Genomic DNA, 8741 nt, shown 5'->3' with positions numbered 1-8741 from the left:
CCGCACGGTTCCCGCGGCGCACACGGCGGCTCACACCGCCGCGCACACCGCCGCCGACCGGCCCGGCACGCTGCCGGTGCTGGACGCGGCGCTGCTCGGCTCCGGCGCCGTCCTGGTCGCCTGCGGCCAGGCGGGCGTCCGGCTGCTCACCGCCGACGGCCGCACCAAGGCGCGCTGGGACGTGCCCGCCGACCAGCTGGTGCTCGCCGACCACGGCGGCGCCGCGCTGCTCGTGGCCGGCTACGGCCGGGTCCGGGAAGTCTCCCGGCTCGACCTCGCCACCCGCTCGGTCCGGCGCTGGACGACTCTGCACGCGCGGCAGATCGTCCCGTCCTTCGACGGGCGGCACCTGATCACGGCCGACGACGACGGCATCACGGTGCTGGACACCCTCGCGCCCCGACCCACCGTGGTCTGGCGCGAACTCGGCCGCGGCGAGCGGCTGGTGGTACGGCTCGCCCGGACGGCCGCCGGATGCACGGGTGTCGTGGTGTCGCCACTTCCCGACGGCACGCAGGCCGTCGAGCTCTGGCGCTGGGACCTGCCCGGCTGGGAGCTGCGCTCCCGGCTCCGGCCGGACGCGTTCGACCCGGCCCGCTCCGCTGTTCTCGCCTCCGGCAGCCTGCTCGCCGCCGACCCGCGGCCGGCGGACGGGCCACCGGGCAGGACCGTCCTGCACTGGACCACCGAGCGTCCGGTCGCCCGGCCCGGCGTCGATCCGATCGTCGACGGCATCGCGCCGCACGGCCCGATCGCCGACGGCGACCACTGGGCGCTCGCGGTGCCCGGCCCCGACGGCACGGGAGTCCTCCTCCACACCGGCATGGGCGCGGCCTCCCCGCCCACCGCCACCGTGTTCTTCCAGCAGGCCGAACCGCACACCCCGGGCATGCGACGGCACGCCGAAGCGGTCACCCACTGGCACCGGTCCGGCCGCATTCTCGCCACCACCCCCGACGGCGCCACCCTGCTCGCCAACCTGCGCGTCACGGTCGACTGAGAACGAGGACGAGGACGAGGGGACGCCCGTCTCACGGCCCGGGCGTGGCCCGGAGCGCAGACGGGCCCGCCAGGGCCTTGGCGGCCGCCAGGCTGGCCGGCCGGCCGAGCAGCGCGCGGGAGGTCTCCCGCAGCAGTACGGCCGCCCGGAACGCGGCGGTCGCCGCGGCCCCGTGGCGGCGCCCGTAGAGCCGGACCCGGTTGAGCGTCAGCAGGGTCCACAGCCGCGGCGACACCTGCGAGTCACCGCCCAGATGGGTGGCCGTGGCCGCGGGCTCCAGCCGGGTGACGAAGCCGAGGTCGCGGGCCCGCAGGCAGTACTCCGTCTCCTCCGAGTACAGGAAGAAGGACTCGTCCCAGGCCCCGCAGGCCTCCAGGCACTCCCCGGACAGCGCCATCAGCGCGCCCGTCGCCCAGTCCGCGACCGTCGCCCGCTCGTACGCCGCCGGATCGGTGACCATCTCGCTCCAGCGCGGGAACCGCCCGGCCCGGCGATTGCCCAGCACCGCCTCGCCGAGGGCCCGGGTCACCTGTGACTCCCGGCGCAGCGAGAGCAGCAGCGTACGGCCGTCCTCCTCGTACAGCAGCGGGACGCTGATCCCGACCCGGCCGCCACCGGACACGCCGGTGCCCAGCGCGTCCACGAGAACCTTGGCGCAGCCCTGCCTCATCCGGACGTCCGGATTGCAGACCAGGGCCGCCCGGAAGCCGCCCTCCCGCGCGGCGGCGGCCGCCAGGGCGGCGTTCACCCCGGCCGCGTAACCGGCGTTGCGGCCGGTCCGGACGACCGTCGCCTCGGGGGCCAGGGAACGGATCAGCTCCACGGTGCCGTCCGCCGAGTCGTTGTCGGCGACGATCAGGTGCCAGTCGAGCCCGGCCATGCCCTCCGGCAACGAGGCCAGGAACTCCGGGAGCACCCCGGCGCTGTTCCAGGTGACGACGAGGACCGCTACAGGGCCGGCACCCGGCTCCGGTCGGCGGTCGGCTGCTGGCTGGCTGAACTGCATGGGGACTCCACGGTCACGGGCTCCGGCGCCGAACGCCGGATGAACCCGAGGTAGCTGCCTCCGGCGGCGATCGTCAGGAAGAACACCCCGGCGAACATCGGGAAGCTGAGGGCGTCGAAGGTGGCGGCGATGACGAGCGAGACCAGGGCGGAGGCGAAGAAGGCCTGCCCCAGCTCCCGGTCGGACTCGGTGCGGGCCAGCCGGCGGATGGCGCCGCCCTGATGGATCCCGGTGAACAGGAGGACCAGGAGCGCGAGCAGCCCCATGAGGCCCATCTCCGCCAGGGTGAGCATGTACTGGTTGTCGGTGAAGAAGAACAGTTCGGGCAGGAAGGTGCCGAAACCCCGCCCGAACAAGGGCCGTTCGGAGAGGTAGGGGACGATCGCGCCGTACTTGACGGTACGGGCCTGGGTGCTGCTGTCGGAGTTCGTCACGAACGACGCGAAGAGCGCCGTGATGGTGCCGATCAGCCCGGGGATGATCACCTTGAAGCATGCCACCGAGCCCATCAGCAGACCGATCGCGGCCCACCGCCGCTCCGGCTTCCAGCGCAGCACCATCACCAGGACCACGATGAGCGCCCCGATGATGGAGGTCCGCGACACCGTCAGCGGCAGCGCGCCCCCCATCAGCACCACCGGCGCCCAGCGGCGCCAGGCGCGCAGGTGCCGCCGTACCGGGTCGAAGGCCTGCTGCACGGCGAAGGGCAGCAGGATCGCGAGCATCCCGCCGAACTCCAGCGGTTGCGCCGTGGTGGCACGCGGCCGGGTGAAGGAACCCCGGTCCAGGGTGGTGATCTGGGCGACGCCGGACTGCAGGCCCGGGATGCTGATGCTGTCCGCGATGTTCGTCGCGGTGAGGAAGTCGTAGAAACCGATGGCGGCCACCACCGACCCCATCACCACGGCCCTGCGCAACAGCAAGTCCAGGCGCTCGCGGTCCTGGATCCCCGCGGAGACCAGCACCACCAGGGACACCCAGACGAGCAGCCCGATCAGCCCGCGGTCCGCCGCCAGGACCTCTTTGTGAGAGCTGCCGCGCATCGCGTTCGCGAGGTAGGAGCCCAGGACCGAGAAGGCCAGCAGGCACATCACCACCCGCGGCAGCCGGGTACCGGGAGCCGGGCGGATCCGGCCGGTGATCCAGGCCGCCAGGTACCAGAACAGGCACAGCAGCGCGAACACGTTGGCCGGTGTACCCACCCCGCCCATTCCCGGCAGGGTCAGGTTCGAGGGGATGAAGAAGGCCAGCGCCAGATAGCCGCTCAGCAGGGCGGTCGCGTCCAGCTGCCGCCCCCATGGCTTGCGGCGCCCGCGCCCCCGGGCCGGGGCGGCCGCGGCCGTGCGCCTGCGCCCCAGCGCCGCCAGCAGGCTGTCCGTCAGGAAGGAGAGGACGAAGGCGGCGGTGGTGCCCAGGATGACGACGCCCAGCACCTGCTGGTAGCGGCTCTTCATCTGCGGCACCGGGGTCTGCGGCAGCACCACGGGGGCCGTCTGCACCATGTACGCGGGCTTGACCTCGGCCGCCGCCTGGAGCGCGTTGAGCGTCTCCCCGGCGAACGCGGTCAGCTTGTTGGTCTCCTCCAGTACGTTCGCCCGATCGGTCCCCGTGACGGTCAGCGTGAGCATCGGCCCCGAGGTGTTCGCGGCGAACCCGACCGTGTAGGGATCGGTCACACCGATGCCCTGCAGGTCCCGCGCCGCGTCCGTCCCGGACAGCGTCCTGATCAGCACGTCCGCGGTGACCACCAGCGAACCGCCGGCGTTCGCGATGGGATTGCCGAACGTGGGGGCGAGTTCGGCCACCGCCGTGGAGTCGAGCAGCGCCACCGAGCTCTGCGACTGGTAGGCCACCGGCACCGCACGGTACAGGTGCGCTCCCGCCAGCAGACTGATCAGCGTCAGCGGCACCATCACGTACCAGCGGCGCCGGAGCACAGCGAGGATCTCACCGATGCTCATGAACACCCCCGGAGGGAACCGCAATCGATGGCGGACCTACCCGTGTCCTGGAAGGATCGGTCACAACGGAAGGAATCCCTGTGTCGCCTGGTGAGTTGATCCGTGCGCTGCGTCGGCGCTGGTACGTCCTGATCGTGGCGGCGGTGCTCGCGGCCGCCGCAGCCGTGCAAGTGCTGCACCCCACCCAGACGTACCTGAGCACGGCGATCGTCGTGCTCAAGCCCCCGGTGACGGACAATCAGCCCAACCAGCTGGCCAACCTGCAACCGCCGCTCGCGGCCGTCTCCTACGCCGCCGTGCAGCAGCTGGACTCGCCCGAGGGGGCCGGGGAACTGCGTGCCGCGGGGGTGCGCGGTACATACCGGATGATCCCGCGGAACAGCGGGACCAGCGTCACCCCGCGCTATCTGATCCCCTCGCTCCAGGTCCAGGCGGAACAGGCCGACCCGGTCGCCGCCGACACGGCCGTCCGGAAGATCATCGAGATCTACACGAGGCACCTGACGGACATGCAGACGCAGCAGGGAGTTCCGGACTCCGCGCGGATGAGCGTGACGCTCCTGGTGCCGCCCACCGCGGTGGCGCAGACCGGCAACAAGAGCCGGGGCCTCGCCGGGGCGGCCCTGCTGGGCGGGGTCGGAGGTGTGGTGGTGGCCTTGTGGACCGACCGGCTCCTGACACGCCGGAGCCGGCGCCGACAGCGGCACGAGGCCGCCACCGACGCCGGTCCGGTGGTCCGGGCCGAGGAGCCCGAGCGGGCCGCCCTCGCCGGGGCGACCCGCTGAACACGGCGTTCGAGTCATCAAATCCCTCGACGCTTCCATGACCGCCACCACAGCCACTCCCGCCCCCGGTCGGCCACGGCCGAGAGCACGAGCGGCTGGAGGTACGGCATGGTGCGCGCCCCGATGCGCCGACGCCTGAGCAGCGCCCGGTACTCGGCCAGCTTCGTGTAGTCCCCCGGCAGGCACTCGGCGGCGAACTCCACCAGCTCGTCGACCGGTACCACCGCCGTGCGTCCCCGGTCGTACGCCCGGTAGGCGCGCCGCAGCGCGTACCGGGCGAGCCGGGTGCGCGCCGACAGCGCCAGCCGGTCGGACCCCGGCAGCAGCCCCCCGCACTTGTCGAGCACCGAGTCGAAGGCGACGAGGCGCTGGCGCAGGTCGTCGAGCTGACCGCCGAAGTCCGTGGTGGACATGTTGTCGCCGTGGACCCGGTAGAAGGCCTGGTCGGCCCCGCGGACATAGCCCACGTCGGCGTGCGCCGCGAGCCGCATCCACATCTCGATGTCGCCGGCGTGCGGCAGCGCCGGATCGTAGCCCCCGACCTTGCGCTGGAGGCTGGTGCGGACCACCACCTCGGGTGAGGTGATGCACCCGGTGCCCTCCCGGAACCGCCGGTCCAGCCACCACCGTCCGGGGTAGACGACCGATCCGGTGGTCCGGGTGCGGGCCGCGGGCAGCGGACCGCCGTGCTGGAAGCGCAGCGGCCTGCCGTAGGCGAAACCCGCCTCCGGATGCGTGTCGAGCAGGGCCGCCGCGCGCACCAGGGCCCCGGGTACCAGCCGGTCGTCCGCCGACAGCAGGGCCACGTAGTCCCCGTCGGCCCACTCCAGCAGGCCCTCGTTGTAGGTGGCGATGTGGCCCTTGTTGCTCGCGTGGACCCGTACCTCGATCCGCGGGTCGGCGGCCGCCAGCGCGCGGGCGACCTCCGCGGAGTCGTCGGGCGAGGCGTCGTCGATGATCAGTACCCGTACGTCGACGCCCTCCTGCTCGTCCAGCACGCTCTTGACGCAGTCCGCCAGGAAGTGGCCGTACTTGTAGCAGGGGATCACCACGCTGACCGTGCTCACTGCCCGCTCACCTCCGTGGACAGCCCCTCCTGCAGGGCGGGCGGCGCGGTGGTGGTGAAGACGGGGCCGACCCAGTAGTTCACCGAGCCGAACGTGTTCGTCGGGAAGGCCGTGGCCGCCCCGTACCGGTAGAGCCCGTTGGCGCTGCCGGCCGTGTCGGCCGGGGCCACCAGCGGGTACGAGCGGTGCGCGCCGGAGAAGTAGCCGCCGTCCACCGAGTAGTTGCCGTTGGGTGCGTGGTAGGAGGCGACGTACGTGGTGCCCGCGGTGATCTGTACCGGCGTGGCGAACTGCAGCTGCTGCCAGCCGGAGGTGGTCTCGCTGCCGAAGGTGCCGGTGGCCAGCAGGGCGCCGGAGGCGGACCACAGGCTCCCGGTGTGCGTACCGGTGTTGCCGGGGCCCTTGTAGAAGGTGACACCGGTGATGTAGCCGTTCACCGCGGACTGGAAGCGGGTGCCCAGCTCCACGGAGTTGGCGTCGTCACCCACGTTGGCGGTGCTCGGCGTCGTGGTGCCGCTCCACAGGGTGCACGGGCAGTTCACCGTCGGCGGGTTCGGGCTCGTGGTGAAGTTCCACGTGACCGGTGCGGCCATGGCGTTGCCCCACAGGTCGGAGGCCTGGACGGACGCCGTGTAGGTGGTGTTCAGGGCCAGTTCGGAGGAGGGGGTGAAGGTCGCGCTGTTGGACGCGCCCAGCACCTTGGTGCCCGGAACCGCCGCGCCGCCGGAGTCCTTGACCGTGAATACCAGGGTGTCCGCGTCGACGGCGTTGCTGAAGGTGGCCGACACGGCCGCCGTGATCTGGGTGCCGGTCGCCGCGGACTGCGGCGAGGTGGCGGTGACGGTGGGCGGGGTGGTGCTGGCGGTCGCGGTGTCCAGGACGGCGTCCACCCAGTAGTTGCTGCCGGATGAGGCGGTGGACGGGAACCCGCCCGTGCCGCTGTAGCGGTAGACGCCGTTGCCGCCGTCGGTGCCGCTCTTCAGCGCGGTGAGCGGGGCCAGGCCCGCGTCGGCGGCGGCGAAGGTGGTGTCGAAGGAGTAGCCGCCGTGCGGGGCGAAGTAGGAGGCGACATAGGTGGTGTTCGCCTTGACCGGGACCGGCGTGGCGAAGTTGAGCTGCTGCCAGCCGGAGGCCGTCTCGTTGGTGAAGGTGCCGGTGGCCAGGCGCTGGCCGGAGCTGCTCCAGAGGCTGCCGGTGTGGGTGCCCGTGTTGGCGGGGGACTTGTAGAAGCGGACGCCCGTGATCGAACCGGGCACCGAGGAGCGGATCTTCACACCGAGCTCGACGGCGCTGCCGTCACCGGCGTTGACGGTGCCCGGCACGGCCGCGGCGGGCCACACGGTGCAGGGGCACTGCTGGGGTCCCACCGTGAGCGGCACCGTGGTGGTGGCGCCGATGTTGACGCTGTCGTCCACGGCGCGCACCTTGATCTGCGCGGCGCCCGGGACGGTCGGGGTCCACTTGTAGCTCCAGGACCCGAGGCCCGTGGTCGCCTTCCAGGTGGTGCCGCCGTCGGTGGACACCTCCACCCGGGCGACCACGCCGCCCCCGGTGTCGGCGGCCGTGCCCGTGACGGTCACGGGCCGCAGCGCCGGTACGGTGGCGTTCGCCGCCGGGCTGGTCACCGTCACGGCCGGGCCCACGGTGTCCGTGGAGGCGGTGGAGACGACCAGGTCGCTCTGCAGGGACCTGGGCTGGACGCCCATGTCGGCGAAGATGTTCACCGTGGCCTGCTGCATCCGCTTGTCCGCGGTGACCACCGTGTCGTCGGGGTTGCCGGTCGGCATGTTGGTCAGGCCCCAGGACCACTGGACCGTGCCCGCGCCGAACACCAGCGCGTGCGAGGTCTGGTCCCGGAAGGCCACCAGGCTGTGCGTCGCGGTGCCGTTGCCGTACGTGTTGCCGTAGTCCTTGAGGAGCTTGCCGTCCTCGATGTCCACCGTGGTGGAGGACATCGTGATCTGCCCGGCCGGCCTGCTGGCGTTCTCCACGTCGCTGTCCCACTCGTAGCCGAGCGTGCCGGTGGGGAACGTGGCGGTCTGCGAGGGGGTGAGGTTCGCGACCGTGGTGTTGCGCCACAGACGCTGCTTGGCGAAGGTGCCCGGCACGGTCAACGCGTCGCTGCGGTAGCCGTTGACGCTGAACATCGAGCCGGTCAGCTGGTTCTGCGGCTGGTAGGGCCGGCCGTTCGTGGCGCTGGCCGGGTCCATGAAGGTGCCCGTCCAGATCCCGCTCGGGTCGGGGATGCCGTTCGGCTGGGGGAAGGACAGCTTGGTCTCCTTGTACGAGACCAGCGTCCGGTTGGCGGTGTTGGCGCCGTCGATGCTCGGCGCCAGACGGGTCTTCCAGAAGACCTCGTTCCCGCTGAAGTACGTCTGGTGGACCCCGGCCCGGCGCGCGTTCAGCGCGTTCGTGAACTGCTCCTGGGTCCAGTACTCGTCGTGCCCGGAGGACAGGAAGACCTTGTGGTTCTGCAGCAGGGTCCCGCCGCGGACCGACATGTCGATCCCGGACATGTAGCTCACGTCGTAGCCGTTGCGCTCCAGCCACGCGACCATCTGGAACTCGGACCCGTAGATCCCGTTGTCCCCGCCGATGTCCATGGGCCGGTTGTAGCTGACCTCGTACGCCCGCCCGTCCGGGGCGGGGCCGCCGCCGTCGTACAGGTCCTGGCCGCCGTAGTTGTTGTACGCCTGCCAGGTCTGGTCACTGGTCTGCACGATGACGTCGGAGTGGGAGGCGTCGTTGCGGACGACGAACGGGTACGGCATCACACCGTTGCCGTCCGCCTGGTCGAAGTTGACGACGTAGAGCCCGGACACGGCGTCGGCCGGCACGGTCCACGTCGCCGTGACGGGCCAGTTCCCGCAGTCGACCAGGCCGGTGGCGGCCTTCTTGGCGCAGGTCGCCGGGCTGCCGCCC

The 8741-nt window shown here is 72.0% G+C and carries 6 protein-coding genes; 2 read left to right on the top strand and 4 right to left on the bottom strand.

Annotated elements, in window-relative coordinates:
• A partial coding sequence (locus ACWGIU_RS20720) for a hypothetical protein (RefSeq protein WP_453707842.1) occupies positions 1-1000 on the top strand: 1000 nt, incomplete at its 5' end.
• A 31-nt stretch (positions 1001-1031) separates the two neighbouring features.
• Here ACWGIU_RS20720 and ACWGIU_RS20715 read toward each other — a convergent pair.
• Both ACWGIU_RS20715 and ACWGIU_RS20710 read right to left on the bottom strand, forming a co-directional pair.
• Positions 1032-2006 (bottom strand): glycosyltransferase, encoded by a 975-nt coding sequence (locus tag ACWGIU_RS20715; protein ID WP_453707840.1) that lies wholly within the window; start codon positions 2004-2006, stop codon positions 1032-1034.
• Positions 1949-3967 (bottom strand): O-antigen ligase family protein, encoded by a 2019-nt coding sequence (locus ACWGIU_RS20710; RefSeq protein ID WP_453707838.1) that lies wholly within the window; start codon positions 3965-3967, stop codon positions 1949-1951. Before ACWGIU_RS20710 ends, ACWGIU_RS20715 begins: the two co-directional genes overlap by 58 nt.
• 80 nt (positions 3968-4047) lie before the next feature.
• Between ACWGIU_RS20710 and ACWGIU_RS20705 the strand changes: the two genes are divergently transcribed.
• Positions 4048-4752 carry a Wzz/FepE/Etk N-terminal domain-containing protein gene (locus ACWGIU_RS20705; protein ID WP_453707836.1) on the top strand — a complete coding sequence of 235 codons (705 nt, stop codon included), beginning with the start codon at positions 4048-4050 and terminating at the stop codon, positions 4750-4752.
• 17 nt (positions 4753-4769) lie between these two features.
• On the opposite strand, the gene ACWGIU_RS20700 is transcribed toward ACWGIU_RS20705, so the two are convergent.
• Positions 4770-5819 (bottom strand): glycosyltransferase, encoded by a 1050-nt coding sequence (locus tag ACWGIU_RS20700; RefSeq protein WP_453707834.1) that lies wholly within the window; start codon positions 5817-5819, stop codon positions 4770-4772.
• A partial coding sequence (locus ACWGIU_RS20695) for a DUF4082 domain-containing protein (RefSeq protein WP_453707832.1) occupies positions 5816-8741 on the bottom strand: 2926 nt, incomplete at its 5' end. The genes ACWGIU_RS20700 and ACWGIU_RS20695, both read right to left, overlap by 4 nt.

The organism is Streptomyces sp. NPDC054840, assembly GCF_053611065.1.
Note: the sequence above shows the minus strand (reverse complement) of the source record. Positions and strands in the feature narration are given on the sequence as shown.

Excerpts from the sequence above, each read along its gene's own strand:
- ACWGIU_RS20715 (WP_453707840.1), bottom strand. The coding sequence starts at position 2,006 with ATGCAGTTCAGCCAGCCAGCAGCCGACCGCCGACCGGAGCCGGGTGCC.
- ACWGIU_RS20710 (WP_453707838.1), bottom strand. The coding sequence starts at position 3,967 with ATGAGCATCGGTGAGATCCTCGCTGTGCTCCGGCGCCGCTGGTACGTG.